The sequence below is a fragment of the Nonomuraea aurantiaca genome, from assembly GCF_020215705.1.
In the GTDB taxonomy this organism is placed as follows: Bacteria; Actinomycetota; Actinomycetes; order Streptosporangiales; family Streptosporangiaceae; genus Nonomuraea; species Nonomuraea aurantiaca.
Genome location: NZ_JAIWNB010000007.1, coordinates 174,087 through 199,424 on the forward strand (window position 1 = coordinate 174,087; position 25,338 = coordinate 199,424).

Genomic DNA, 25,338 nt, shown 5'->3' on the forward strand with positions numbered 1-25,338 from the left:
TCTACTCTGACCTGCAATCGAGGTGCCAATCCCACACATGTGAAAGGACTACGCTATGACGACGACCCGCCGAGCGGTGCTGGCCGGATCTGCCGCGGTCGCGACCGGTGCCCTGCTGGGAGCGTCCGAGGCGCAGGCGGAAGCCAAGCCCAAACCCACCGTGGTGCTCGTGCACGGCGCGTTCGCCGATTCCTCCGGCTGGAACGACGTCAGCGCCAGGCTCATCCGCGAGAACCATCCGGTCATCGCCCCGGCGAATCCGCTGCGCGGCGTGGCCGCCGATTCCGCCTACCTGGCCTCCATTCTCGCCACGCTCAGCGGCCCGATCGTCCTGGCCGCGCACTCCTATGGCGGGATCGTCGTCACGAACGCCGCGACTGGTAACCCGAATGTGAAAGCGCTGGTCTACGTGGCCGCGTTCGCCCCTGACCAGGGTGAGTCGCTGCTGGATCTGCAGAACAGGTATCCGGGAAGCAAGCTCAATGAGGCGGCGCTGGACTTCCGTCCTTATGGTGATGGGCTCGTCGAGGGATACATCAAGAGGGAGGTATTCCACGACGTCTTCGCGGGGGACGTGCCGAGGGCGACCACCGACCTGATGCAGGCCGGCCAGCGGCCCGCTGACACGCGCACGCTCGGGGAGCCGTCCGGCGCCCCGGCGTGGAAGACCATTCCCTCCTATTACTTGATCGCCAGGAACGATCAAGTGCTCCCCGTCGCGGCCCAGCGGTTCATGGCGCGGCGGGCCGGGTCACGGGTCCACGAGGTCGGCGCCTCGCATGTCGCGATGATCTCGCAGCCCTCCGCGACTGCCGACCTCATCAGAAGCGCCGCGCGCTGACGTCTCAAGGGGACGGCGATGCTTGAGCCGGCGGCCGGTCCCAGTGATGTGGCTCGCCCTACTGTTCCGGCCCGGTATGACGGAGGCACTACATGAACGACGGTGCGGCGCAGCGGGGGCCGGTCCTGAACGACGAGCAGTTCCGCCGGCTCGCCGCGTACGGGGAGGTGGAACATGCCGAGGCCGGTCGGGATCTGTATGTGTCCGGCGACGACTCCTACGACTTCTTCCTGCTCCTGACGGCGACCGTGGACATCGTCCGGGACGCGACGGCGATCGAGCCGGAACGTCTGATCTTCCACGGTGGCGCCGATCTCGAGGCTGGGATGTCTTCCTACCTGACCGACCGAGTCCGTGCCCATTCCCGGATCCAGATCCACGCTGGTAGCACGGTCCGCGAACTGGCCGGAGATGACACCCTCACGTCGATTGTCGTCGAGAGGCCGGGCGAGCGGCCGGAACGGCTGGCTTGTCGCGCATTGTTCTGCTTCATCGGAGCCGACCCCGTGTCGGGCTGGCTGTCCGGCGTCGCCAAGGCCGACGACGGCTTCGTCCTCACGGACGGTCCGCTTCCCACCGGCTCGTCCGGCTCGCGCCTTCCGTTCCAGACGAGCGCTCCCCGGGTCTTCGCGGTTGGCGACCTCCGCTCGGGCTCGACGAAACGGGTGGCCACGGCCGTCGGCGATGGCGCGAGCGCGGTCTCCTCCGTACACGTGGCGCTCACCGGCGACTGACGTGTCCATCGCCCGTCCTGACCTCCATTGAACCGACGATCAGCCCATGCGCAACCTGCGCCCTTAAGGAGCATCGAATGCCAACTCGGGTGAACCGGCAGACCGTCGATCTGTCCGCCTATCCAGACCTCATCGTCCTTTACCTCGGCATGCGAGTGAATCGCCTGTACGGGATCCGGACCTTCTTCAGCTTCGGCCGGAAGATCAGTGGGTCGGTCGCGGGCAAGCCGGACGGGCTGCTGCTGCACGAGCCCGTGTACTACTCGTTCTTCCCGATGAACATGGGGATGCGCCAGTACTGGCGAGACCTGCCGTCGCTGCTCGCCTTCGCCCGGTCCGAGCCGCATCGGGAGTGGTGGCTGGCCTTCCTGCGGGACTCGGGCGGCACCGGTTTCTGGCACGAGACGTACTCGGTCAGGGGTGGCACGGAGGCCGTCTACGACGACGTTCCCAAGCCGCTCGGGTTTGGCCGGTTCGCCGGAATTCGGCGCGCTCGTGGACCCATGTTCGGTTCCGCGGCCCGCTTGGGACGCTCCTACGACGGCAGCCCGGTCCTGAGCGAGACGGATCTCTACGAGTCCTAGTCGGCTCGAACCACACCAGCGACAGCCCGCCCACCCCTCTCCGCCTGGTCGGCCACCACCCCGTCACGGCAGGTCCAGGATTGACGCCATCGCCGCGGTGTGACGGAACTGCCCGCGCAGCAGGTCTGGCCGTATAGTGACATCACGCGTCGTCCGTATCGATCAAAAGGGAGCTATGGCCAAGGTCGGAATCAGTGACGTCGCCGCTCGTGCCGGGGTCAGCGAAGCGACCGTCAGCCGTGTGCTCAACCGTCGGGGTGTGGTCGCCGCCGGCACGCGCCGTGTCGTGGAGGACGCGATCCGCGAGCTGGGATACGACCGCGGCGGACAGAGTCAGCTCGTCATCGTCCTGACTCCGGGCCTCGCCCAGCCCTTCTTCGGCCGGCTCTGCGAGCTGATCGAGTCGGCGTTGGCCCCCCAGGGGTTCAAGGCCGTCGTGTGCTCCACGACGGTGGGCGGGTTGCAGGAGATCGACTTCATCACCTCCACCATGGATCTGGGCATCGCGGGCGCGGTCTTCGCCTCGGCGAGCAACACCCTGATCGGCGCGGACCCGGCACCATACCGGCTGCTGCAGGAACGCCAGATCCCGTTCGTCTCGATGAACGGCGCGATCGAGGGCCTCCCGGCCCCCAGCTTCTCCACGAATGACAAAGTGGCGGCGGCGCTGGCTGTCGAGCACCTGTGGAACCTCGGCCACCGCGACATCGGCATGATCGTCGGCCCGGTGGGCAACCGGCCCAGCGAGCGGCGCCTCGACGGTTTCGTCGAGGCGATGAGCTCGCGTGGCGTGGATGACCCGCGGCGACTCGTCGCGCGCCAGGTCTACAGCGTCGAGGGCGGAATGTCGGCCGCCGAGACCCTGCTCGACCAGGGTGCGACCGCGATCGTCGCCGCGAGCGACTACATGGCCCTGGGTGCGATTCGTACGGCTGGGCGCCGCGGCCTGTCCGTGCCGGGCGACGTGTCCGTCGTCGGATACGACGACTCCCAGATCATGGGATTCGTCGAACCGCCCCTGACGACGGTCCGGCAGCCGATCGAGCGGATCGCGCAGGCTATCTCCGCCACCATGGTGCATCTGGTCAACAGGCGGCCGGTGCCGGCGGGGGAGCTGATGTTCGACCCCGAGCTGATCATTCGCGGCTCGACGGCCGCCCCGCGCGCGTAGACAGTCGCCGATCGCGGCTCAACGGGCTGATCCGCTGCCGCTCGCTGATCGCCTGATTCACCGGATCCGCCCGATGTCGCCGACGTGACGGCATCGGCGATCGTACCTGCTCACGGGGTGTGTTCTCCGCTGATGGCTGCCCGGACAAGCTGCTGGCTGCCCGGACAATGCGGGCTGCCTGCCGCCACGGCGGGCTGTGTGACTCCTGCCGAGCCCACGATGGACTGTCGCCCGGGACGCGGGCTCCCTGAGCGTGTGGCCATCTTGTAACGCACCGCGTTGCCCTACTGTTGACGTGTTTATGACGTGTATGTAACACTCGCTTTTCATGACGAGGCAGTCACCACCTGCGGCACCTGCCATACGGGCCGGACAAAATCACCCACCATGGCACCTTCAGGTTGATTCGAGTATGCACGATCTTGTCGAATCTTTCATTTGGGCGTCACGTCGTTCGCGCGAGTGGGTGCAGACCGGACGGGACCCGAGATATCTCCCGAGTTACTGGGCCGGTTTGACGGACCGGCCGATGTTCTATTCGCGAGACCTCGCCCACCAAATGCTCGGCGCGCATCTGCTGGGACTGGACGCGGAGAACCTTTCGATGCTCCGGCACTTCGCCGGATCGGCGAACGGCGCCCGTGGCTGGTATTCGTTGTGGGCGTTCGACTTCGACGGCACGCCGGCCGCCATCGACTACCACTCGGATGACGACTTCGTACGGGAGATCCCGGCGCCATTCGAACTCGTCGAGAAGGCGGTCGAGCAATATCGCTGGACGGCGGATGACCGATTCCTGCTCGCTCCGGAGATCGCGGCGTTCGTGCGCAACACGATGACGTCGTTCGTCGACGCCCATGATCCCCTCGGGACGGGTGTCGCGGGCGAAGGCGGCAGCGGGGACATCTTCCGCGGAACGGCGACCTACAACGAGGGGGAGCAGCCACCGCACCTCCTGGTCGCCGCCGACGGGATCGCCAGCCAATGGGCGGCGCACCTGGCGCTCGGCTCCATCACCTTCGACGAAGAGTTCGCCGCGTGGAACCGTGCGCGGGCCGAGCAGTTGGACGAGCACTTCTCGACATTGTGGTGGTTGCCCGGCGACCAGCACTACACCGCGGGCTTCACCGCCGACGGACCGATCGGCGGGTTTCGACTGGAGAGCACATGGTTCCCCGCGCTCAAGGGGATCATGCGCGACGACCGGCGCTCGGCCGCGCATCTCGGCTTCCTCCGAGCCGGTCTCGCGGCGACGCCGCCGTCCAATATCGAGGCTTTCACCTACCTTCCGGAGGCGTTCTTCCGGTACGGCTGGGACGACGAGGCGTTGCGGTGGATGCGATACCTCGCCGGCTCCAGGGCGGACTATCCCGAGGTGCCCTTCACGCACGTCGCCCACGTCGCCGTCGGCCTGACCGGGCTGGAGCCGGGCGCCCAGGAGGGCGTCGTCCACACCCGCTCGCATCTTCCGGCCGGGGAGTGGATCGAGGTCGGCGGAGTTCCCGTCGGTGGTTCCGTCGTCGGGCTGCGACACGAGGGCAGGGAGGCCACCGAGTTTCAGGTGACCGGCGGACCAGGCATGACCTGGACCTCCACCTGGGACGACGGGCACGTCACCACGGTTGACGTGCCGAACGGTTCACGCGTACGCGCAGGCGCCGACGGCAGCGTCGTCGTGCTTCGCGGGCAGCGATAGATCACTGACAAAGGAGAACCCCCTTGCACCGAAAGGCACTCGCTGCCGTCACCGCCGCCTCGTTCCTCGCGCTCGCCGCTTGCAGCAGTGAGCCCAGTGACGGAGGAGGCTCGGCCGGGACCACCACGATCAGCTACGCCTTCTGGGGGACCACCGACGAGGCCGCCACCATGAAGGCGATGATCGCGGCGTTCGAGAAGGCCAACCCGACGATCAAGGTCGAGCCCAACTGGATCCAGAGCGACTACGAGCAGAAGCTCCAGACGTCGATCGCCGGCGGCGACGCCCCGACCGTGTCGGAGATCTCCGACACCTCGCTGCCGAGCTTCGCCAACGCTTTCAAGCAGGTCGAGGTCGACAAGAGCGTCTACTACTCGCCGGCCGTCCAGAGGGCGGGGACGTTCGGCGGGGCCGACTACGCGGTGCCCTTCGTCGCGAAGAGCAAGGTCATGGCCATCGCCAAGGACGCCTTCGACAAGGCCGGCGTCGCCGTCCCGTCCGGCGCGACGCCGATGACCACCGCGGACTTCGTGGCCGCGGCCAAGAAGCTGACGTCCGGATCGGGCTCTAAGAAGGTTTATGGCTCCGCGCCCCTTTGGTACGACGGCTGGCTGATCGCGGAGGGCGGCTCGTACTACAGCGCGGACGGCAAGCAGTGCACGATGGGCAACCCCGACGGGATCCGCGCCGCCCAGACCGTGGTGGACGCCGTGAAGGCCGGCGGCTTCGCGCCCAACCAGGCCGACGCCCAGGGTCAGGACATGTTCCAGTGGCTCGCCGACGGCAAGCTCGCGATGCTGACCGACTTCGGCCCGTGGAACATCGCCAAGATCACCGCGTTGGACACCTCGAAGTTCCTCCTCGTGCCGATGCCCGGCAAGGGCGAGCCCATGGAGGTCGACAGCCTGGGCATCGCGAAGGACGCGAGCGAGGCGGAGACCGCCGCGGCGAAGACCTTCACGAAGTTCATGAGCTCGACCCCCGACGCGCAGAACCTGCTGGCCACGACGGAGTCCGCGCTCGGCATCCCCGTCATCAAGGGATCGCTCGACGCCTTCAAATCCATCGCCCCGAAGGTGAACCTGCAGGCCTTCATCGACGCCGTCACGAACGCGGTGACCACGCCCGCCGTCAAGGACAAGGTGCGGATCGAGAGCGCCTTCTCAGGTGACCTGAACTCGCGCACCGCGATCGGGTCCGGCACCGAGGATCCGGCCGTCGTGCTGCCGCAGCTTCAGGCCGAGTGCCAGAAGCTGCTGGACGCGGCGCAGTGACGGTAACCGAGCGGATGGCGTAGAGGGGGATCGCGGCATGTCAGGCATCATGGACGGGCTTGCGGGATTCCTCGAACGGCTGCACGTCGCCGAGGGCCTCAGGCCCATCCTCTCGCTGGTCATCATCTTGGCCATCGTGTTCGGCCTCATCGGCGCCGGTCTGTGGGGCGCCCTCCGGGCGCGCTGGATCTCGCGGAACACCGCCGCGTTCTGGCTCTTCGTCTCTCCGTGGATCGTCGGCTTCGTGATCTTCACAGGTGGGCCGATGGTGTACTCCCTGATCCTGTCCTTCATGGACTGGGACCTGATCGATCCGGCGAAGTTCACCGGGCTCGCCAACTACAAGGAAGCGCTCTCGGACCCCGCGCTCGGTCAGTCGATCAAGGTCACCCTGACGTACGCCGTCGTGAGCGTTCCCCTGCAGACGGTGCTCTCCCTGGGTGTCGCGCTCCTGATGAACGTCCGGGTCCGCGGGGTCAACGTGTTCCGGACCATCTGGTACCTGCCTTCGCTCGTGACGGGAGTGGCCCAGGCGGTGCTGTTCATCTGGGTCTTCCACCCCAGTTACGGCCTGGTCAACGGGCTGCTCCGGCTGTTCGGCGTCGACGGACCCAAGTGGCTCTTCGACGCCGACTGGGCCCTGCCCGCGGTGATTCTCATGAGCCTCTGGACGGTCGGCGGGAACATGATCATCTATCTCGCCGGTCTGCAGGACGTACCGAAGAGCCTCTATGAGGCGGCCGCGATCGACGGCGCCGGGCGCCGGCACTCGTTGTGGCACATCACGCTTCCCCAGGTGAGCCCCGTCATCTTCTTCAACGTGGTCACGGGTCTCATCGGGGCGATGCAGACCTTTACCCAGGGCTACGTGGTCACGCACAACGGGGGCGGCCCGTCCGACTCGCTCCTCTTCTACGTCCTGTACCTGTACCAGAACGCGTTCTCCTTCTTTCAGATGGGATACGCGTCCGCCCTGGCCTGGATCCTGTTCGCCATGATCATGGTGCTCACGGCGCTGGTGTTCCGGGGGAGCGCCTTCTGGGTCTACTACGAATCGCAACGGCCGAAGGAGCGGAGACGGCGTGTCCATGTCAGCTAGCGCAGAGGGAGCGCGACCCCGGCCGCTCGGGCCAAGGATCTTCGCGCTCACCCTGCTCGTGGTCGGGTCCGTTGTCTTCATCTACCCCTTCCTCTGGATGATCGCGACCGCGCTGCGGACGCAGGCGGGCGTGTCGCAGGGAGGGGTGTCGCTCTGGCCCGTCCAGTGGCAGTGGTCCAACTTCTCCGACGGTCTCGGGTCGTTCCCCTTCTGGACCTACCTGCGCAACTCGGTGCTGAGCACGCTCGTCCCGGTCGTCGCGGTGGTCTTCTCGTCCTCGCTCATCGGGTTCGCGTTCGCGCGGATCCGGGTCCGGGGCTCCGGGGTGCTGTTCGCGATCGTGCTGTCGACGATGTTGCTTCCCGGGGAGGTGACGATCGTCCCGCAGTTCATTCTCTTCAAGAATCTCGACATGATCGACACGCTGTGGCCGATCATCGTCCCGACTTTTTTCGGCTCCTCGTTCTTCATCTTTCTGTACCGGCAGTTCTATTTGCGATTGCCGGACGCGCTGACGGATGCCGCCCTCATCGACGGCGCGGGCTGGTTCCGCATCTGGTTCTCGATATATCTGCCGCTTTCCCGGCCCATCGTCATCGCGACCGCGGTGTTGCAGTTCATGTCCTACTGGAACAACTTCTTCCAGGCCGCGATCTACCTTTCGACGGAACGGTGGAAGACGCTTCCGCTCGCTCTGGCGGGTTTCCAGTCCGTGCACGACACGAACACGCCACTGTTGATGGCCACCGCCCTGGTGGTGACCCTTCCGTGCGTTCTTCTTTTCTTCTTCGCGCAGCGCCACATCATCGGCGGAATATCATTCACGGGGATCAAATGACGGAAATCGAAATGCCGGCGACGGGTGCCTCCTGGCTACCGGGGTGGACCCACTCGGGGCCCGAGGCGCCGGTCCCGCTGGGCGCCGATCGCTCCGGCGCGGGGCTCCTGCTGCGGGCGACGCGGCCGGGTGACGTGCGCGAACTGCGGGGCGGAGTCTTCGAGGTCGTGTTCAGCACGCTGGGCGAGCCGCTCAGTCTTACCGTGACGATCCCCGCGACCGACGCGGGCGCGTGGTGGCGGCCGGGCAGCACGGTGCCGCACGCGACGATCCCGCCATCGTGGGGGGCGGCGGTCGACGAGACAGCCCTGCGGGGCATTCCGCTCGGGGCCCTGCTCGGCTCGCGCGACGTCGCCCGTCTGGTCTACGCGGTCGACAGCGGCCCTGGTGAGACCCAGGTGCTGGCCGGTCTGGTGGAGGAGACCGCCGACTTCGTGATCAAGATCGCCGTCGGCGGCTCCGGTACGACGGGCGACGTGCGGCTGCTCCTGGACGTGTCCGGCGGCACCTTCGCGGAAGCCGTTCCCGAGGCGGGGCGCTGGCTCCAGGGGGAGCAGGGCCATCGCGGGGCGCCGGGGGCCGAGGACCCGGTCCTGTGCACCTGGTATTTCGCGCATCAGCACGTCTCGGCCGCCACCGTACTCGCGCAGGCCGATCGCGCGGCCGCGATGGGGTTCGGCACCGTGATCGTCGATGACGGCTGGCAGACGAGCTCGCACGGCCGGGGATACGGATCGTGCGGCGACTGGGAGGTCACGGAGGACAAGTTCCCCGATGCGGCGGGCCTGGTTGAAGCGCTGCGCGCCCGAGGGCTGCGCACCGTGTGGTGGATCGGCACACCGTTCCTGGGCTATCGGGCGAAGGCCCGCGACCTGGGGCTTTCGACGCTGCGCGACAAACCCGAGCTGGAGGCGGAGGTCCTCGACCCGCGAGACCCCTTCACCCGGGCCTACCTGGTCGGGCGGATGGAGGAGATCATCGCGCGGACGGGGGCCGACGGCCTGAAGCTCGACTTCCTGGAGGAGTTCCATGACCAGGGGGCGCCGGGGTCCGTGGCCGCTGCCGTCGAGACCGTGTCCGAGATCGTCGACAGGCTGCGCGGGCTCGGAGTCGAGCCGTTGATCGAGTTCCGCGAGCCGTACGTTCATGCGGAAGCAGCCCGGCACGCCTCGATGATCCGCGTCGGCGACTGCCCGCTGAACGCGGTCCAGAACCGCGTCGGCATCCTCGACCTCCGCCTGAGCCGGCCGGGCACGCCGATCCACAGCGACCCGATCATGTGGGCCGAGGGCGACAGCCCGGAGCGGGTCGCCCATCATCTGATCAACTCACTGCTGGGCGTGCCGCAGGTCTCCGTGGACCTGACGCGGCTTCCCGCTGGCCAGTCCGAGGCGCTCACGTTCTGGCTCAGTGTCTGGCGCGAGCACCGCGACCTGCTGCTGCACGGTCGGCTGGTGCCCGAGCGCCCCGAACTGATGTACCCGGTGGCCCGCGCGCACGAGGGCGGCCGGCACTTCGTCGCGAGGTACGCGCCGCACGCCATCCTGATTCCGGCCGGCGACTGGACGGAACTGCTGATCGCGAATGCCGACGACAGCTCCCCGATCCTGCTGAACGAGGGGGACGAGGTCAGCGCCGGCCTGGAGATCTGGGACGTCAGGGGACGGCTGGTCGTCGACGGGGACATCGTTCTGTCCCCCGGGCCCCACGCGCTGGCCATCCCCTCCGGCGGGCTCGCCCGGTTGCGCCGCGCCGCCCATTCATCGATGCCCTCGGCATGAGCCCGGCGCCGGTGACGCTGGACGTCACCGACTTCGGGGCGGCGCCCGGCAGCCGCTCCGATGCCGCGCCCGCGGTCGCGGCGGCCCTCCGGGCCGCCGGCGCCGTGGCGGGGCCGGTGGTGCTCCGATTCCCGCCGGGCGAGTATCACTTCTGGCCGGACGGCGCTCAACGTCGTGAGCTTTACGTCTCCAACACGGTGGGGGACGATCCGCGGTACCGCGAGAAGACGATCGCCGTACTCGTCGAGGCGATGGACGATCTCGTCATCTCGGGGGAGGGCGCCTGCGTCCTCCTTCATGGGCTCCAGACGACCTTCGCCGTCATCGACTCGCGGCGGGTGCGCGTCGAGGGACTCGAGTTCGATTTCGCGGTGCCGACGGTCGTCGACGCCACGGTCGTGGACGGGGGTGTCGAGGCGGGGCGGGCGTACCGGGTGATCCGGGTGCCCGAGGTCACGCTGTTCTCCGTCGAAGGACACTCGATCCGTTGGCATGGTGAGGTCCTCGGCTCGGGCGCCGTCGCCTGGGAGGGCCGTGACGCGCTCGAGTACACGCAGATCCATGATCCGTCCGGCCGCAGGACGTGGCGCGGCCCGAACCCGCTCTTCGACGACGTCCGGTCGATCAAGGCGGTGGGGGAGCGCGAGATCCGGATCGACTACGACCGCGGCGAGGAACCGGCCGACGTCGGTGTCGTCTATGAGATGCGCCTGACGACGCGTGATCATCCCGGTGCGCTCGTGCTCGACAGCTCCGGCGTGACGCTGTCCGGGCTGCGGTTCCGGTTCCTGCACGGCTTCGGCGTCGTGGCACAGGCGAGCCGTGACGTCACGATCGAGGGCTGCGAGTTCCGCAGCCCACCGGGCAGCGGGCGGCACACGGCGGGTTTCGCCGACTTCGTCCAGTTCGCCGGATGCTCGGGAGTCGCGGCCGTTCGCGAGTGCCTCTTTGACGGGCCGCACGACGACCCGATCAATGTGCACGGCACCTATCTCCGCATCGCCGATCAGCCTGATCGCCGGACGCTGGTGCTCGAGTACGCGCATCCGGAGACGGCCGGACTCCCGCAGTTCGCGCCCGGCGACCTGATCGAGATCGTCGAGCGCAAGACGCTCCAGGCGATCGCGGCCGCGACGGTGGAGCGCGTACGGCAGCCGAGCGGGCGGGACCGCGCCCACCCGCTCAGGGTCATCGTCATGACCGCCGGCGCCGAGCTTCCCGGCGACCTCACCGGGCGGGCCGCGGTGGAGAACGTGACCCGGACGCCGGCCGTGCACATCGCCCGCAACGTCTTCCGAAACGTGCCCACGCGCGCCGTGCTCGTGACCACGCGGCGTCCGGTGGTCATCGAGGACAACCGGTTCGAACGCCCGGGAATGGCGGCGGTCTACGTCTCAGGCGACGCCGCCGAATGGTGGGAGTCCGGGCCGGTACACGATCTGATCGTCCGCGGAAACGAGTTCGTCGAGCCGGGTGGGCCGGCCGTCTTCGTCGATCCGCGGACCGACTCCGCGCAGCCGGTTCACCGCGGCGTCGTCGTCGAAGGAAATCGTTTCGTGCTCCGTGACGTCCCGGCGCTCTCCGCCAAGAGCACCCAGGGCGTTCGCTTCAGGGACAACAGCATCGTGCGCTCCGGGCCGGAGGCATGGGACGTCGTCCTCCGGTCGTGCACGGACGCGGACATCGATGAGCCGACGTCGAGGGTCACCGAGCTCGGATGAGCGGCACCGCTCGGCGTCGGTGAGCTGCGGCAACCGCAACGCTCGGTACGGACGCCGTCAGAGGTCATGACGTGGCTCCGGTGAGCTGGGCGTGCAGGCGCTTGCACTCGTGGACGAAGCGGATCGTCCGGCGGCTGCGCGCGTACTCGGCGACGACCGGGATCTCCTCGCGCGCGCCGGTCCAGCGGGCCACGTCGGTGGCGAAGGCGACGAGTTCGGCGTGGGTCGCGGTGATGCGCTGCCCCTCGCCCGGCAACATCCCGGGCAGCAGGGCGCGCAGGATGCGCCACACCTCGTGGTGGCCGCCGGCGTCGGCCAGCTCGGTCAGGGCCGCGATGGCGGGGCGGGTCTCCCGCCAGGTGCGGCGCAGCGCCAGCGCGAGCTGGCGGCCGATCGCCTCGGCGGGCAGGTCGCCCCTGGCGGCCATGCTCAGGACCAACGGGATCGCGCGAGGCGCGTCGTCGGTCAGGAGGAAGGCGAGGATCACCGCCGTGGACTCGCCCATCGGGCCCTGGGCGATCTCCAGGCCGGCGATCTCCGTGTGCACCAGCCCTCCGCTCCAGCGACTGTGCAGCAGGAAGGGCAGGAAGTTGACGGCCGCGACCTCGCGGTGCGAGGGCAGCATGGCGGGCCACGCCCTGAGCGAGCCGCTGAACTCGTCGTGCGTCCAATCGAACGGCTGGCGCAGCAGCACCTCGTCGATCAGCCGATGGCCGGTCGGGGCCGTCACCCGCAGCACGGGCTGCAGCCTGACCTGGGTGAAGTGTTCCGGTTCGCCGTCACCGAACTCGACCATGGACGCGTCGACCATGTGGCGCCACACATGGCCGCACTCGGGGTCGGCCATGCCGTCACCGGCGAGCCAGCGGGCGGCCGAGCGCGCCGCCGCCGAGTCGACCTTGGCGGCCCGGTCGGCCGCGGCCGGGTGGCTGCCCCGGGGCAACCGCAGCAGCGCCTGCGCCAGGTCGGCCGGGAGCGGCTCCACGCCGGCGGCGGCGCAGGTCTCCAGCCGGCCGACCAGTACGTCGGGGTCGAGGTGGCCGCTCATCCAGGTCGGCGTGGCCAGCAGCACGGGCGGCAGGGTGCCGTCGCGGAGGGCCTCGGCGAGTTCCGCGTAGCGGTGCAGCAGGAAGTCGTGGGGCGGTGAGACGCGATTGGGGTGAGGCAGCCGGTTGCGCCGCCGCCACTCGTCGTTCTCGGGCAATTCCTCGGGCATGAAGGAACGCAGCCGGGGCGGGACGAAGACGACGGTCACCTGCACGAGCGGCTCGCCCGGGTCCGGCGGGGGCACCCGCTCCCCTGCCCGCATCGCCGCGATCCGGGCGGGGTCCACGCCGAGCTCGGCCATGCGCTCGTAGGCGTGGTCGAGGATGGAGGACGGCATGGCTTCCACAGAGTCGTCGTACAGGACGCCGGGCCTCGTCCGCACCGGACGGAGATGATCCGGCAGCCCGTCGTCGGACCACGGCTGCTCGACGTCGGTGGGGGAGCCGTTCAGGTGGATCCGGCCCCTGGCGAAGGGGATCTGCCGGCCGCCCTCGTGGGCCACCGCCCCGTCCGGGCCGTCGTCGCTGGTCCAGGTGATGAAGAAGGCGCGCAGCGGGGCGTCGTCGTCGAGGTAGCGGCCAGGCTGGTAGGCGCCGCCCATCATGATCCCCCGGCGCCTCGGCTCCGGGTCGGGCTCCTCGCCACGGGTGAGGTCGCGTACTCCCACGGAGTGGCTCGCGTCGTCCCAGAACTTCTTCGGCCCGATCGGCGGCAGTTCCCGCAAGCTTCCGGGAGTGACGAGTTCGGCGGACAGCGCCGACTGCCAGTCGTCGGGGTCGAGGCGCACCTCCTTGGAGCGCCAGTAACCCCGTTCCTGCTCGACGTGGGGCTTGAGCTTGCGGCGCAGTTCGGCCCGGTCGTGGGCGATCCCGGCGACGAAGGCCGCCAGCCAGCGCTCCTGGCCGATCCAACGCTCGTGGTAGTCGTGGTTGGGGAAGATCGACGGCTCGGGGAACCGCCGCGCCTCCGGCGGCTCGGGCAGCGGCGGGAACTCCTTCCGCTCCAGTACTTCCTCGACCTGGATCTCCCCGCCGAACCGCTCGGCCAGCTTCGCGCCCAGGTCGGCGGGGAGGTGGCGGACGCCGTCGAGGATCGTCTCGGCGTGGTCGGCGAACAGGCCGGCGTGTTTCAGGGTCAGCTCGGCCGCGCGGTTGCGTACGTCGAAGGACTTGTGCGCGTACGCCGTGGTCAGCGCGGTCACGAAGTCGGCGGCCGCCTCGGGCGTGGCCCGGATCGCCTGGTCGAGCCAGCGCAGACCGATGGCGGCGAGCTTGGCCTCGTCCCGGAAGGTGAGCGCGTCGACCGCCTCGACCAGGTCGGCGTGGTCGAGCGGCAGCGCCCCGCGTACCTGCCCGGCGGCCAGCTCGGCGACCGTGCCCGGGGCCGACGGCAACAACCGCAGGTAGTCGCGCAGGCGGGGCGCGGACTCCGCGGGCTTGGGGTCGAGGAGCGTGTGCAGCCGGACGAAGAACCGCAGGTCCTGCGCCTCGCCGCCGCGCAGGAAACGGCTCACGCAACCGTCGAGCAGCTGCTCCCTGGGCAGTTCGCGGGCGGCGGCGGCCAGCCAGCGGGTCGGCCGGGGCTCCAGCCGTTCGTCACGGAGGGCGCGGCCCGCGCCGTCGGCGTCGAAGACGCGGGGCAGCAGGACGGGGGTCAGCGGGTCATCGGCCACGCTCGGCGCGGCCAGCCAGGCGGCCACCAGCGGGTCGTGGTCGGGCGGTACGGCGCCGGACTCCCGCAGCAGTGCCACGGCCAGCGGCGCGATGCGGTCGGCGGGACGGCGCACCCGCCGGGCCAGCCGGACCGCGACATCGCGCCGCCACTCCAGGGGCCGGGTGGCCGCCACCCGGCACACCTGGGCGACGTCGGGGTCCTCGGCCCAGCGGCGGTTGACGTCGCGGCTGGTCATCCACGTCACGGCGGCCGCCGGGCCGGTGACGACGCCGACGCCGGTCAGCAGCAGCGCGCCGGCCAGTTCGTCGAGCAGGTCGCCGACCTCCCAGGAGGCCATCTCCTCGAAGTCGTCGGGATGCTGGGCCCGCACCTGCTCGGTGCGGGCGCGGCGCAGCTCCTTGACGAGGCCGGGCAGCCGCCCGCCCAGCTCGGCGCGCTCCTCCTCGGTGAGCGTGACCAGCCGGTCGGTCAGGCGGGTGACCTGGTTGCGCGTGACCAGGTCGCGGATCTCCGTCCAGAGGGTCATCGGGAGACCTCCACGGCGGCGCGAGCGACGATCCGGGCGGCCAGCACGTGTTTGCACGGCCCGCGGGAGCCGCGATGGTCCCACCACCACTCGCAGGTGCAGGAGCCGTCGGCCAGCGAGACCCGGCGCGCGCCGCCCGAGGTGCGGACGGTGGCCAGCTCGCCTTCTAGGTGCACGGCGCCCGCGTCGACGAGCTTGCGCGCCTTGGCCAGCCGCGGGTTGAGCAGGAGCACGTTGTCCTTGTCATAGGGCAGCTCACGGTGGAAGTGGGCGGCCTCCGACAGGTCGTAGCCGACCCGGCCGGCGACGCCGAGCTGCGTCAGCGCGGCCCGCACCCGGTCGGCGGGGATGCCCGCGCGGTCGGCCAGCAGGCCGATCTCGACCTCGGGCTCGAAGTTGAGCAGCATGCCCACCACGTCGGCGTCGTTCTCGGCCTCGTCGGTGGCCAGGTCGTCGAGCACCGCGCCCTCGCCGGAGAAGCCGCGCCAGCGCTCGGGCGAGAGGGTGAGCGTGTAGCGCATGCCCGGAAGCTCCAGCTCCCAGGCACTGGAAGCGGCGTCCGCCGGGCCGTACACCCGGAGGGACTTCGCGAAGCGCAGCAGCGGCAGCAGGGGGGCGAGCCGGTTGGGGCCGGCGAGCTGGACCGCGCCCGGAACCTGACGTTCGGAGGCCTTCAGCTCACGCCCTGTCTGCGCCACCCACAGCGTCTCTCTCTTGGGCAGCCCGCGCAGGAACCGCACCGCCGCCATGCCGGTCAGCTCACCGCGCTGATCCATGCCCGAGGCGATGACCTGCACCTCGGCGAATCCGCGTAACCAGCGCTCGGGCAGCGGCACCTTCTTCTCCACCACCGCGCCGTCCATCGTGGTCACGACCAGCTCGTCGAGCCCGACCCCCAGGTGCAACGGGTCACGCGCGCCGATGCGCGCCAGCGCCTCCCGGAGCGGCGCGTTCACGTCGACGTTGGTGGTGCCCCGGTCGAACACCTCGCCGTCGAGCGCGCCGGCCAGCAGATCAAGCCGGGCGTACACCCCGCCACAGGCCGAGAACGACTCGAACCGCAACCGGTCTCCGTTGCACGTCACCACCGGGTCCCGCACCCAGCCGGGCCGCGCCTGCGGCTGGTGGTAGCGGGCCAGCGCCACATCGGCGACGCCGAGCAGGGCCGCCGCGGCGGGGGCCGCCTGGGTCACCACGCCGCTGAAGAACCGGGGCGCCACGGCCGGGCCGGACAGGGCCCGGCCGCCGGAGGTCGCCAACCCGAGACGACCGCCGACAAGGGAGGAGGGCGCGGCGTAGGTGTACGCCTGCGTCGTTGAGGTCATGGCCGGGACACTAGATCGCCCCACCGACAAACCGGCGCGGCAGCTTGACGCTCACGCGGTACGCGAGACCCAGAAACCTCACATTCCTCTATAAACACGATGATCAGCCTGAAACCCACAAACAACACAACAAAGGACGACCGGCAACAAAACCTCCCAAGACTCACCTACAGCAAAATCTTGGAGGTACGTGTTGGGGTACAGCAGACGCGATTTCCTGTCCGCCGTCGGTGTTTCCGGCGGTGCAGGGGCGCTCTTCGCGACCATGGGCGCGCTCGGCCTCGCGCCCACCGCCGAGGCGGCCGCGAAGGAGACTTTCGACCCGCCGCAGCAGTCCGACTTCTCGCTCACCGGGAGGTCCGCGAAGAAGGTGGTGATCCTCGGCGCGGGGATAGCCGGTCTTGCCACGGCGTACGAGTTGGGCAAGGCGGGCTACGACTGCACGATCTTGGAGGCGCTCGACCGGGTGGGCGGTCGGAACTGGACCATCCGCGGCGGTGACCGCGTGACCGAGCTGGACGGCTCCTCACAGGTCGCGAAGTTCAGTGACGGTGTCTACCTCAACGCGGGGCCGGCCCGGCTGGCGCAGTGGATGGTCACCATGGACTACTGCCGCGAGCTCGGCGTGGACCTGGAGGTCTTCACCAACTCCAACGCCCAGGCGTACATCTACCACCAGAACATGCAGGCCCCCGTCCGTTGGCGTACCGCCAAGGCCGACGTGTACGGGTACGTCTCGGAGTTGCTGTCGCGGGCGACCGACGCGGGGGCGCTGGACGCCGCGCTCACCGCGCAGGACAAAGAGCGGCTGATCGCCTTCCTGTCGAGCTTCGGGGCGGTGGGGAACAAGGCGAGCGGATTCAAGTACTCCGGAGGCGACCGCCGCGGCCACAGCGTGAACCCGGGCGCGGGTGAGCAGCCGGGCACGCTGCTCGAGCCGGTGCCGTCGCTGTCGGAGGTGCTGGCGAGTGGCGTCGGGCAGCGGTTCTCGTTCGAGTTCGGCTACGAGCAGGCGATGCTGATGTTCCAGCCGGTGGGCGGCATGGACGCGATCCCGAGGGCCTTCGCCGGCAAGATCGGGCGGCAGCGGATCCGGCTGCGCGCCAAAGTTACCAAGATCACCGATCTGCCGGACGGCGTGGAGGTGGAGTACCAGGACCGCCACGGCCGTACGCAGAAGATCAAAGCGGACCTTTGCGTCGCGGCGATGCCCCCGCACATCCTCGCCAAGACCGCGCACAACCTCGGCCCGGACGTCCAGGCCGCCCTCGCCACCCCGACCGTCACGAACGCGGGCAAGATCGGCCTGGAGTACCGCCGCCGCTGGTGGGAGACCGACGAGGACATCTACGGCGGCATCACCGCCACCGACCTCGACCTGGCCACGATCTGGTACCCCTCCTACGGGTACGGCACCTCGCGCGGCATGGTCGTCGGCTACTACAACTTCGGCGCCCAGGCCGACGCGTACGCCGCGCTGAAGCACGCGGACCGCGAGCGCCGCGCGATCGAGCAGGGCATGAAGATCCATGGCGCGAAGTATCGCGACGAGCTGGCCTCGTCGGTGTCCATCGCCTGGAAACTCCAGCCGCACATCGAGGGCGCATGGGTGGGCTGGCCGTCCCGGCAGGGCGCGTACCAGCTCCTCAACAGACCGGCCGGGCACGTGCACTTCGCGGGGGACTGGCTGAGCTACATGATCGCCTGGCAGGCGGGAGCCCTGGAGTCCGCCCGCAAGGTCGTCACCGAGCTGCACCAGCGCGTCATGAGCACCTCCTGAGAGGACACCTCCGCATGAAGATCCGCACCATCGCCCTTCCCGCGGCCGTTGTCCTCGTGCTCGGCACCGGTACGGCCGCCGCCAGCCCCACCTGGTCGCCCCGGCCGCAGGAGATCAAGCCCTTCCTCCCGGCCGGCACCACCAACCCCTCGATCGCCGACGGTGTGGCGCTCGGCAAGCAGGTAGCCTCCTACACCGCCAGCGGCCTGGGCCCGGCGGCGGCCAACACCGGGGCTCCCACCGACTCCCCTGAACGCTACATCGACTTCCCCGGCGCTACTCTGCCCTCGGGCGTCACCGTCACCGAGGCCCAGGCACTCAACGTGCTCAAACGCATCAAGGCCAACCTCTCCGCCGCTGGGCTGGGCCTGGCCGACGTCGTCTCCATGCGCGCCTATCTGGAGAAGCCTCCCGGAGCCGAGTCGGCCGACTTCGCCGGTTGGAATCGCGCCTACCGCCAGTTCTTCGCCAACACGGACCTGGCCACCGGCGAGCCCGTACCCGTCCCTCTCGGCACCGCGCCCCCCGCCTCGCCCATGGAGGTCAACCCGGCCCGCCCGGCCCGCGTGACGATCGAGATCGCCAATCTCCCGGTCGCGGGCTGGCTCGTCGAAGTGGAGGTCGTCGCCGCCTACAAGCACTGACCACAAGCATCGACCACAAGCACTGACCGCCGCTCAGTGGTCGTGGCAGCAGGCGACTCGGGCTGCCTCGAGCTCGGCGGGCTCGTTCCACCAGTGGCTCGCCGTGCTTTGGTGGACGGGGACACGGTCCTTGACCTTGCCGGAAGGCGCGGAGGCCGCGGGTGTCGCCTGGGTGGTGGCGGAGGAGGACGGGTAAGGCGCGAGGAGCTGCTCGATGGTGTGGTGTCTCCCGCCGACGACGACGGCGGTGACGTTGGCGGCGTCCTCGATGCGGGACAGCGGGTCGCCGTCGATGATGGCCAGGTCGGCGTACATGCCCTTGGCGATCCTGCCCAGCGGGAGGCCGAGGTAAATCCCGGACGTGCTGGTCGCGGCGGTGAGCGTTTCCCGCGGGGTCAGGCCGTACTTGACCATGGCGCGCAGGTTCATGTGCAGGCTGATCCCGAGGTGATCGATCGGTGCGTCGGTGCCGGCGGTGACCACGCCGCCGCCGCGGATCATCGCCGTGAGCTGCGCGACCTGGTTGGCGAGGTTCGTCCGGATCACCTGGACCGCCGTCGGGTCGGCGGTCTGGGCCGTGGTGACCGTCGCCCGCAGCGCGGCCATCCGCCAGTTCGGGTAGAGCCGGCGGACTCGTTCGTCGGTGACCAGCGAGGTGTCGTCCCTGTAGAGGGTCGAGGAGGTGAACAGGGTGGGGGTTCTGGCCATCTTCGAGGCGTTGAACATGGAGATGACGTCCGAGTAGGCGGAGCCGACGTTCGTGACGGTGCGTGAGTAGCCGAACCGGTTGGTGGCGCCGACGTGCTCGGTCTGGTCGCCGCCCATGGCGATCGCCGGATAGTGGTAGTGCGAGCTGACCGGCTTGCCCTGGCGGTGGGCCCAGTCAATGACCTCCTTGTGCCAGATGACCGGTAGCCGTACGTAGCACTTCATCATGTCGTAGTCGAGGGCGGCGGCTCGCCGCAGTTCGAGCAGCAGTTGGTCGTGAGAGTACGTCGGGCGCATGAAGTTGTAGTAGATGCGCGGCCCGTCGATGGCCTCGCCCGTGCCCAGGTAGCGCGGTGCGAGCCGGGCGCCGGACTGCACTGACTCGCGCTCCTCGACCATGTGGTACGCGGGTGAGCCAGGTGAGCGTGTCGTCGTGATGCCCAGGGCGAGCCACAGCGGACCCTGTCGCGATCCGTAGGCGTAGCCCTGCATCTCACGGTGATGGTGGATGTCGATCAGGCCAGGCATGACGAACCTGTCGCGGGCGTCGATCCGGGCGCCGGGCCTTCCGTCCTGGTGCGGCTCGATCGCGGCGATGCGCTGGCCTCGTACGATGATGTCGACGTCGCGGACGACGCTCTTGGAGACGCCGTCCCACATACGGCCGGCGTGAATGACGACCTGATCGGGGCCGGTGTCGTTGCGCCAGGTCAGCCGCATCGGAATCGACCGGGCGGGCTTGCCGTCGAGGCGCACGCTCTTGAGACGTCCCTCGTTCAGGTAGAGGAGGGTGGCCGAGCCGCCTGCCCAGACAGGGGCGTCGGAGACCTCCCGGGTGACCTGACGGGCGCTGCCGGTGGGCCGTCCGGTCTTGTCGACGGGCAGGACCCACAGGAGCGATTCCATGGCGAAGGCGAGCATGGTGCCGTCAGGGGACCAGACGGGGCCGTCGTCGCCACGGGTCTGCAAGGATCGGTGTGGCGCGGGGTCGATGTACGTGCCGGCACCCGTGGCCCGGTCGACGAGCAGGATCTTGGACAGTCCCTCACGGTAGCGTCGCGAGTACGGCACCACGGCGGCCAGCGCGAGCGTCTTGCCGTCGGGTGACCAGGTCGGGCGGCCTGGTTCGAAGGTGGCGTCGAAGATCTTCTGGATGTCGCCGGTGGAGACGTCCACGACCCACAGGGCGCCGTCCTGGTCCAGGTAGGCGAGCTCCCGCCCGTCGGGTGACCACCGGACCGACAGGGCGGCCGAGTCGGTCAGCCGGGTTATCTGCCGGTCGGCGCCGGTGCTCAGGTCACGGACCCAGATATTGAGGGTGCCGGTGCGGTCGGTGACGAATGCCAGCTGCCGCCCGTCCGGGGAGAAATCCGGGTCGGCCTTCCACCAGCGGTCACGGAAAAGTGGTTCCGGCGTGCCACCGACGCGCATCAGGTAGATGTCGTTGAGCGCGCGGAAGGCGATGGCGGACCCGTCCGGGGACACGGCCGGGCTGCCGATTCCGACGACGGGGAACGACCCTGGCTCGTCGAAGACGCGGACCCGCTTCTTGTACTTCGGCGTCGTCGTCGTCAGCGCGGCGGTGAAGCCGATCGTGCCGGCGGACGCGGAGTTGAGGCGGCGGACCTTGATGGTGCCCGCGGAGGTGTAGTAGTAGCGCCCGTCAGGGGCGAACCGGGCACGGAACGGGAAGACCTCCTCGCCGGTGACGAGGGTGCCCGCGGTGCCGGCCAGATCATTGGCACCCGAGTGGAAGAGGTGGTAGGCGAGGTCGGTGCCGTTCGGCAGCCAGGACGGCTGGTGAATGACCTGACCGGCGGGGACCGTGACCGCGGTGCCGCGCGTGCCGGTGGCGACCTCGATGACGTCGATCCTGGTGTCGGCGACGACGAACGCGATCTTGCGCCCGTCGGGTGACCAGGCCGGCTCGTACTCCTCGGCGGAGGTGTCGGTCAGGACGCGGGTCGCTCCGGTGGCGACGTCGAGCAGGTGGATCCCGTAGCTGCCCCCGGCATCGGAGGAGTAGGCGATGGTGCGCCCGTCCGGGCTGTAGCGGGGCTCGCGATGATCGTACGGGCCGGTGGTCAACTGCTTGATCGCGGACCCGTCGGACCGGATCGTCCACAGGTTGAAGACACCGTCGCGGTACGACTGGAACACGATGGTGGATCCGTCCGGGGACCAGTCGGGCTGGGCGATGTCGTACAGATCGCTGGTGAGCCGGCGGGCGGTGCCTCCGGAGGCGGAGCAGACCCACAGGACGCCGAGCAGGTCGAGGGCGAGCAGGCGGCCGTCGGGCGAGGGCGCGACGGCGAAGTCGGTGCCGGAGGCGACGGCTGTCCTACCGGTGTTTCCCGCCGCACCGGCTCTCGCCGGTGCGGCCGGGGTGAGCACGGCGGCGAGGGCGGCACCGCCGCCCGCCAAGACGGCCCGGCGGGACGGGCGTGACATTGATCCGGAGGTGGAGCTGAACGCGTCGGGAGGAACCGGCGAATGGGACATCGGGGATTTCCACTCCACTATTCACGCATGGTCAGATAGTCATCGAGCTGACCCCTTCGAGGAAGGCGTCAGCGAACGGCTGAACGTGATGACGCGCTGTTCATGATCCGCGGCGAAATGCGTTGTCGGCCGGGATCCGTCCGGTTGATCATCGCCACCACCCGCCTGCCGGCGGCTCATTGCCGAGGCGGGCTGGTGTGCTCATTGAGGGCAGTGGGACCTGCTTGGCCAAAGTACGTGCATAGGAATGTGCATACGTTGGTCAACGGGATCGGTCAAGAGGAGCTGGTGGGACGGGATCGCTCCTCGTGAGCACCGGCATGGCAGGGTTTCGGCAGCAGGCGTTACAGCAGGGATCCGGCGAGCGGGATGTTCTGTGTCCGCAGGGCGCCGGTGACCAGCCGGGCGATCCGCCGGGCGCCGTACGCCTCGAAGTGGGTGTGGTCGTTGCAGAAGAACTGTCCGACCGGCCCGGAGGTGTAGTCGCCGTTGTTGGGGCACAGGCCCAGGGAGTTGTAGTAGTCGACGCTGAGGGTCTGCAGGTCGATGACGGGCGAGCCGGTGGCGGCGCCGGCGGCGGTGGTCTGGGAGACGAAGCCGCGGTTCTTGACCGCGGTGCCGCCCGAGCAGGTGATGGCCGCGACGGCGGTGAGCAGGATCGGGTGAGCGCCGCGGGCCTGTGCCGCCTGGGCCATCATCGTCATCAGTGCCTGGTACCGGGCGGTGCCCACGTGGCGCGGGCAGGTCGTCGAGCTGTCGTTGATGCCGAACTGGATGAACAGGTAGTCGCCGGCCTTCATGTTGGTGAGCATCTGCTGCCACCGGGAGGAGTAGGTGGTGGAGCTGAGGACGCACTCGCCGTTCGAGCCGATGGTGGAGGTCACGTTCCCCTCGTAGAGCCAGGTCTGGATGCTGCGCCCGGCGACGGCGAGGTTGTCGACCACGATGTTGCTGTGGAACAGCGAGTCGAACTCGGTGGCCCAGCCCACGGGGCAGGTGGCGCTGGGGTTGGCCATGGTCGAGTCGCCGGCCATCCAGACGGTGGTCGTCGCCATGGGGGCGGTCGCGGCCGCGTTGGCGACCCGGGCGTCGCACCCGGTCGCGCCGATCACGGTGGCCGAGGCGGGGGCCGGGGCGGCCAGCGACAGGGATGTCACCAGGGCAGTTACGATGGATAAAAGGACCTTACGCATGGTTTCTCCTCTCACCCCAATGGCGGGAGGATCGAAGCTGTTAGCGCTAACAGTCGATCGAGTCATCCCTTTATGGGCCCATTGAGGGATGGCGGTGATGCCACAGAGCAAATATGACGCCGCCGAGGCTTGTCAATTCCGGTGTCAGCTTTCCGGCCTCCGCCGATAACGGCGGGCTTCTTATCGGGCATGGCCTCATTGAGGCGCTGGTGCAGGGCGATTTCCTCCGGGTTCGACGCCTTGCCGTGGACGAACGCGGTCCCCCCAGCGCCTTGGCCGCCGTCTGACTTCCCAGCCGACGTAGCGGAGAGTCAGTCTTCGGCGAGGACGATGACCAGGTCACGCGGGCCGAGCGTGACGGGGTCGGATTTGCCGGGGTTGAGCACCACGCCGTAGTTGGGCGGGGCGGTGGACTCGACCGTCAGCCGGTAGCCGATGGCGGTCTCGCCGCGGGCTCGGGCGGAGGCGATGACGGTGGCGAAGCTGACCGTCATCCCAGGGTGGATGTAGTCGGTCGCGGGCTTGAGGTAGATCTCCGAGCCGTCGGCGTCGAAGAGATAGCGGAACACCGCGCCCAGGTGCGGGTTCTCCGACAGCTGGGTCATCAGCAGGCTGATCAGCTTGGTGCCGACCACGAAGTCGTCGGCCTTGGTCACCTGGGCCAGGCGGCGGTTGCGGTCGTCGTTCATCTCGCTGACGATCGGGAAGCGCTGCCCGGTGCGGGATGCTATGTCGCGCAGGTGCAGCAGCGTCACCAGCGTGCGTGAATCCGCGTGCTGCGACTCCAGCCGGTCGTCGGCCAGCACGATGATGTGGTCGAACATCCCCGGCTCCAGCGACTCCAGCGTGATCCGGTCGGTGGTGTCGCACTCCTTGGCGTTCAGGGCCAGGTTGGGGAGCTCGAACGCGAGCTCGGATTCGTCGACGGCGGCGGCCACGTTCAGGATCGAGCCGGGTGCCACGTACTGGTCGAGCTCGGCGACGATTTTCGGGGCGCGGCTGTTCCAGCCGAGCATCAGTGTGCGTTCCGGAGGCGCGGCCTCGCGGGCGGGATGGGTGATCGCCTGCTCGACGATGGGCGGGAAGCCGCGGACGAGCCGGACGGTGGAGTCGTCCTCGGCGATCACGATCATCTGGTCACCCGCCATGACCTGGGTCTCCATGGGCGGGTTCAGGACCACCGAGCCGTCGCCGCGCCGGATCCCGATCAGCGAGGCGGTCTCGTACGCGAACAGCGCCTCCCCGTACGGGAAGCCGGTCAGCTTCGGCTCCGCCCGCATGTAGATCTCGTCGCCGCCGAAGTCCAGCAGATCGGTGACCACCACCGACAGGCCCGACTGGCGGGAGGTCTGCACGATGAGCCGGGCGGCGATGTCGTCGGCGTCGACCACCTGCGCGTGCCCGTTGGCGGCCAGTTCGACCGCGACGCGGTTGCCGGTGTCGGTCACCGCGGCGATGATCGGCGGCCGGCGGCGGCGCCAGTTGCGGTTGGTCAGACCGAGGAGCGTCTTGACGACGTGCGCGTCCGGATCGTCACCCGCCGGGGAGAGGACGATGACGGACCGGGCGGTGTCCAGGCTGAGCAGGTCGAGATCGGTCGGTTCTGTGGTGCTGCCGCTGCGTACGACGACGCGGGTCTTGCCGGTGCCGCCGACGCGCGCACGCAGTTCCTCCTCCATCTCCAGCTTGTCGCCGTCGCCGAGGATGGCGATGCAGGACTTGGCCTCGCTGGCGTTGGCCTCGACCAGCTCGGGAACGATCGTGAAAACCTGATCCGACCAGCCGATCAGCACCGTGTGGCCGGACTCGACGATGCGGGACCGGCCCTTGCGCAACTCGGTCAGCTTGTTGTCCAAGCCGGTGGTGAGCACGCCGACCAGGCTGGAGACGATGAGCAGGCCGCCGATCGTGACGGCGAACCCGAGGATCGTGAAGATCGTGCTGCCCTCGTTGTCACCCGCCACGGTGCCCGGGTCCATGGCGCGCATGAGGCTGCCCCAGAGGGCGTCGTACCAGCTGTCGTGGACGTCGTTGTCGGCGAAGACTATGGACAGACCGGCGAAGATCACAACCATCACGACGGTGACGAGTGCGAGCCAGCCGATGAGGGCGGGCGTGCCCTTCGACATGCTGTTGTCGAACCGGTAGCGCAGACGTTCTCGTCGTGTGGCCATGACCTAACCCATCGTTGGGGGCATCC

General features: G+C 69.1%; 17 protein-coding genes. 12 read left to right on the forward strand and 5 right to left on the reverse strand.

What is annotated here, in order from left to right; genetic code table 11:
- Positions 1-55: 55 nt before the first annotated feature.
- The 10 genes from LDL49_RS18980 to LDL49_RS19025 all read left to right on the forward strand — a co-directional run bounded on the left by LDL49_RS18980 (position 56) and on the right by LDL49_RS19025 (position 11,739).
- Positions 56-841, forward strand: coding sequence for an alpha/beta fold hydrolase (locus tag LDL49_RS18980; RefSeq protein WP_225292412.1), 786 nt, complete (start codon positions 56-58; stop codon positions 839-841).
- 92 nt (positions 842-933) lie between these two features.
- Entirely contained in the window at positions 934-1,575 is a 642-nt protein-coding gene (locus LDL49_RS18985) for an FAD-dependent oxidoreductase (RefSeq protein WP_225292413.1), read from the forward strand.
- Between the two features lie 77 nt (positions 1,576-1,652).
- Positions 1,653-2,159 (forward strand): monooxygenase family protein, encoded by a 507-nt coding sequence (locus tag LDL49_RS18990; RefSeq protein ID WP_225292414.1) that lies wholly within the window; start codon positions 1,653-1,655, stop codon positions 2,157-2,159.
- A gap of 175 nt (positions 2,160-2,334) precedes the next feature.
- On the forward strand, positions 2,335-3,330 hold the full coding sequence (locus tag LDL49_RS18995; RefSeq protein WP_225292415.1) for a LacI family DNA-binding transcriptional regulator: 996 nt from the start codon (positions 2,335-2,337) through the stop codon (positions 3,328-3,330).
- Positions 3,331-3,859: 529 nt separating this feature from the next.
- Positions 3,860-5,026 carry a hypothetical protein gene (locus tag LDL49_RS19000; RefSeq protein ID WP_225292416.1) on the forward strand — a complete coding sequence of 389 codons (1,167 nt, stop codon included), beginning with the start codon at positions 3,860-3,862 and terminating at the stop codon, positions 5,024-5,026.
- A gap of 23 nt (positions 5,027-5,049) precedes the next feature.
- Positions 5,050-6,300 carry an ABC transporter substrate-binding protein gene (locus LDL49_RS19005; RefSeq protein ID WP_225292417.1) on the forward strand — a complete coding sequence of 417 codons (1,251 nt, stop codon included), beginning with the start codon at positions 5,050-5,052 and terminating at the stop codon, positions 6,298-6,300.
- A 37-nt stretch (positions 6,301-6,337) separates the two neighbouring features.
- Entirely contained in the window at positions 6,338-7,399 is a 1,062-nt protein-coding gene (locus LDL49_RS19010; protein ID WP_225292418.1) for a carbohydrate ABC transporter permease, read from the forward strand.
- On the forward strand, positions 7,389-8,237 hold the full coding sequence (locus LDL49_RS19015; RefSeq protein WP_225292419.1) for a carbohydrate ABC transporter permease: 849 nt from the start codon (positions 7,389-7,391) through the stop codon (positions 8,235-8,237). The genes LDL49_RS19010 and LDL49_RS19015 overlap by 11 nt, the downstream gene beginning before the upstream one ends.
- Positions 8,234-10,018, forward strand: a complete 1,785-nt coding sequence (locus LDL49_RS19020; protein WP_225292420.1) for an alpha-galactosidase — start codon at positions 8,234-8,236, stop codon at positions 10,016-10,018. Before LDL49_RS19015 ends, LDL49_RS19020 begins: the two co-directional genes overlap by 4 nt.
- On the forward strand, positions 10,015-11,739 hold the full coding sequence (locus LDL49_RS19025) for a right-handed parallel beta-helix repeat-containing protein (protein WP_225292421.1): 1,725 nt from the start codon (positions 10,015-10,017) through the stop codon (positions 11,737-11,739). The genes LDL49_RS19020 and LDL49_RS19025 overlap by 4 nt, the downstream gene beginning before the upstream one ends.
- Before the next feature lie 64 nt (positions 11,740-11,803).
- On the opposite strand, the gene LDL49_RS19030 is transcribed toward LDL49_RS19025, so the two are convergent.
- Positions 11,804-14,986: an amino acid adenylation domain-containing protein gene (locus LDL49_RS19030; RefSeq protein WP_225292422.1), complete on the reverse strand. Its 3,183-nt coding sequence runs from the start codon at positions 14,984-14,986 to the stop codon at positions 11,804-11,806.
- On the reverse strand, positions 14,983-16,311 hold the full coding sequence (locus tag LDL49_RS19035) for an SWIM zinc finger family protein (RefSeq protein WP_225292423.1): 1,329 nt from the start codon (positions 16,309-16,311) through the stop codon (positions 14,983-14,985). The genes LDL49_RS19030 and LDL49_RS19035 overlap by 4 nt, the downstream gene beginning before the upstream one ends.
- 193 nt (positions 16,312-16,504) lie before the next feature.
- On the opposite strand from LDL49_RS19035, the gene LDL49_RS19040 reads away from it, so the two are divergent.
- Together LDL49_RS19040 and LDL49_RS19045 are read left to right on the forward strand one after the other, a co-directional pair.
- Positions 16,505-18,091, forward strand: coding sequence for a flavin monoamine oxidase family protein (locus LDL49_RS19040; RefSeq protein ID WP_372470378.1), 1,587 nt, complete (start codon positions 16,505-16,507; stop codon positions 18,089-18,091).
- 14 nt (positions 18,092-18,105) lie between these two features.
- Positions 18,106-18,735, forward strand: coding sequence for a Rid family hydrolase (locus LDL49_RS19045; protein WP_225292424.1), 630 nt, complete (start codon positions 18,106-18,108; stop codon positions 18,733-18,735).
- A gap of 33 nt (positions 18,736-18,768) precedes the next feature.
- Here the strand turns inward: LDL49_RS19045 and LDL49_RS19050 are convergent, their stop codons facing one another.
- From LDL49_RS19050 to LDL49_RS19060, 3 genes are all read right to left on the reverse strand, one after another.
- On the reverse strand, positions 18,769-21,894 hold the full coding sequence (locus LDL49_RS19050) for an amidohydrolase family protein (RefSeq protein WP_225292425.1): 3,126 nt from the start codon (positions 21,892-21,894) through the stop codon (positions 18,769-18,771).
- A gap of 395 nt (positions 21,895-22,289) precedes the next feature.
- On the reverse strand, positions 22,290-23,138 hold the full coding sequence (locus LDL49_RS19055) for an SGNH/GDSL hydrolase family protein (RefSeq protein ID WP_225292426.1): 849 nt from the start codon (positions 23,136-23,138) through the stop codon (positions 22,290-22,292).
- 311 nt (positions 23,139-23,449) lie between these two features.
- The gene (locus tag LDL49_RS19060) at positions 23,450-25,312 is read right to left on the reverse strand and encodes a CASTOR/POLLUX-related putative ion channel (RefSeq protein WP_225292427.1); all 1,863 of its coding nucleotides are present in this window, start codon (positions 25,310-25,312) and stop codon (positions 23,450-23,452) included.
- Between the last annotated feature and the right edge of the window lie 26 nt (positions 25,313-25,338).

Bases quoted from the DNA above. Each gene is read 5' to 3' on its own strand.
- LDL49_RS18980 (WP_225292412.1), top strand. From the start codon at position 56: ATGACGACGACCCGCCGAGCGGTGCTGGCCGGATCTGCCGCGGTCGCG.
- LDL49_RS18985 (WP_225292413.1), top strand. From the start codon at position 934: ATGAACGACGGTGCGGCGCAGCGGGGGCCGGTCCTGAACGACGAGCAG.
- LDL49_RS18990 (WP_225292414.1), top strand. From the start codon at position 1,653: ATGCCAACTCGGGTGAACCGGCAGACCGTCGATCTGTCCGCCTATCCA.
- LDL49_RS18995 (WP_225292415.1), top strand. From the start codon at position 2,335: ATGGCCAAGGTCGGAATCAGTGACGTCGCCGCTCGTGCCGGGGTCAGC.
- LDL49_RS19000 (WP_225292416.1), top strand. From the start codon at position 3,860: ATGTTCTATTCGCGAGACCTCGCCCACCAAATGCTCGGCGCGCATCTG.
- LDL49_RS19010 (WP_225292418.1), top strand. From the start codon at position 6,338: ATGTCAGGCATCATGGACGGGCTTGCGGGATTCCTCGAACGGCTGCAC.
- LDL49_RS19015 (WP_225292419.1), top strand. From the start codon at position 7,389: ATGTCAGCTAGCGCAGAGGGAGCGCGACCCCGGCCGCTCGGGCCAAGG.
- LDL49_RS19020 (WP_225292420.1), top strand. From the start codon at position 8,234: ATGACGGAAATCGAAATGCCGGCGACGGGTGCCTCCTGGCTACCGGGG.
- LDL49_RS19025 (WP_225292421.1), top strand. From the start codon at position 10,015: ATGAGCCCGGCGCCGGTGACGCTGGACGTCACCGACTTCGGGGCGGCG.
- LDL49_RS19030 (WP_225292422.1), bottom strand. From the start codon at position 14,986: ATGACCCTCTGGACGGAGATCCGCGACCTGGTCACGCGCAACCAGGTC.
- LDL49_RS19035 (WP_225292423.1), bottom strand. From the start codon at position 16,311: ATGACCTCAACGACGCAGGCGTACACCTACGCCGCGCCCTCCTCCCTT.
- LDL49_RS19045 (WP_225292424.1), top strand. From the start codon at position 18,106: ATGAAGATCCGCACCATCGCCCTTCCCGCGGCCGTTGTCCTCGTGCTC.
- LDL49_RS19050 (WP_225292425.1), bottom strand. From the start codon at position 21,894: ATGTCACGCCCGTCCCGCCGGGCCGTCTTGGCGGGCGGCGGTGCCGCC.
- LDL49_RS19055 (WP_225292426.1), bottom strand. From the start codon at position 23,138: ATGCGTAAGGTCCTTTTATCCATCGTAACTGCCCTGGTGACATCCCTG.
- LDL49_RS19060 (WP_225292427.1), bottom strand. From the start codon at position 25,312: ATGGCCACACGACGAGAACGTCTGCGCTACCGGTTCGACAACAGCATG.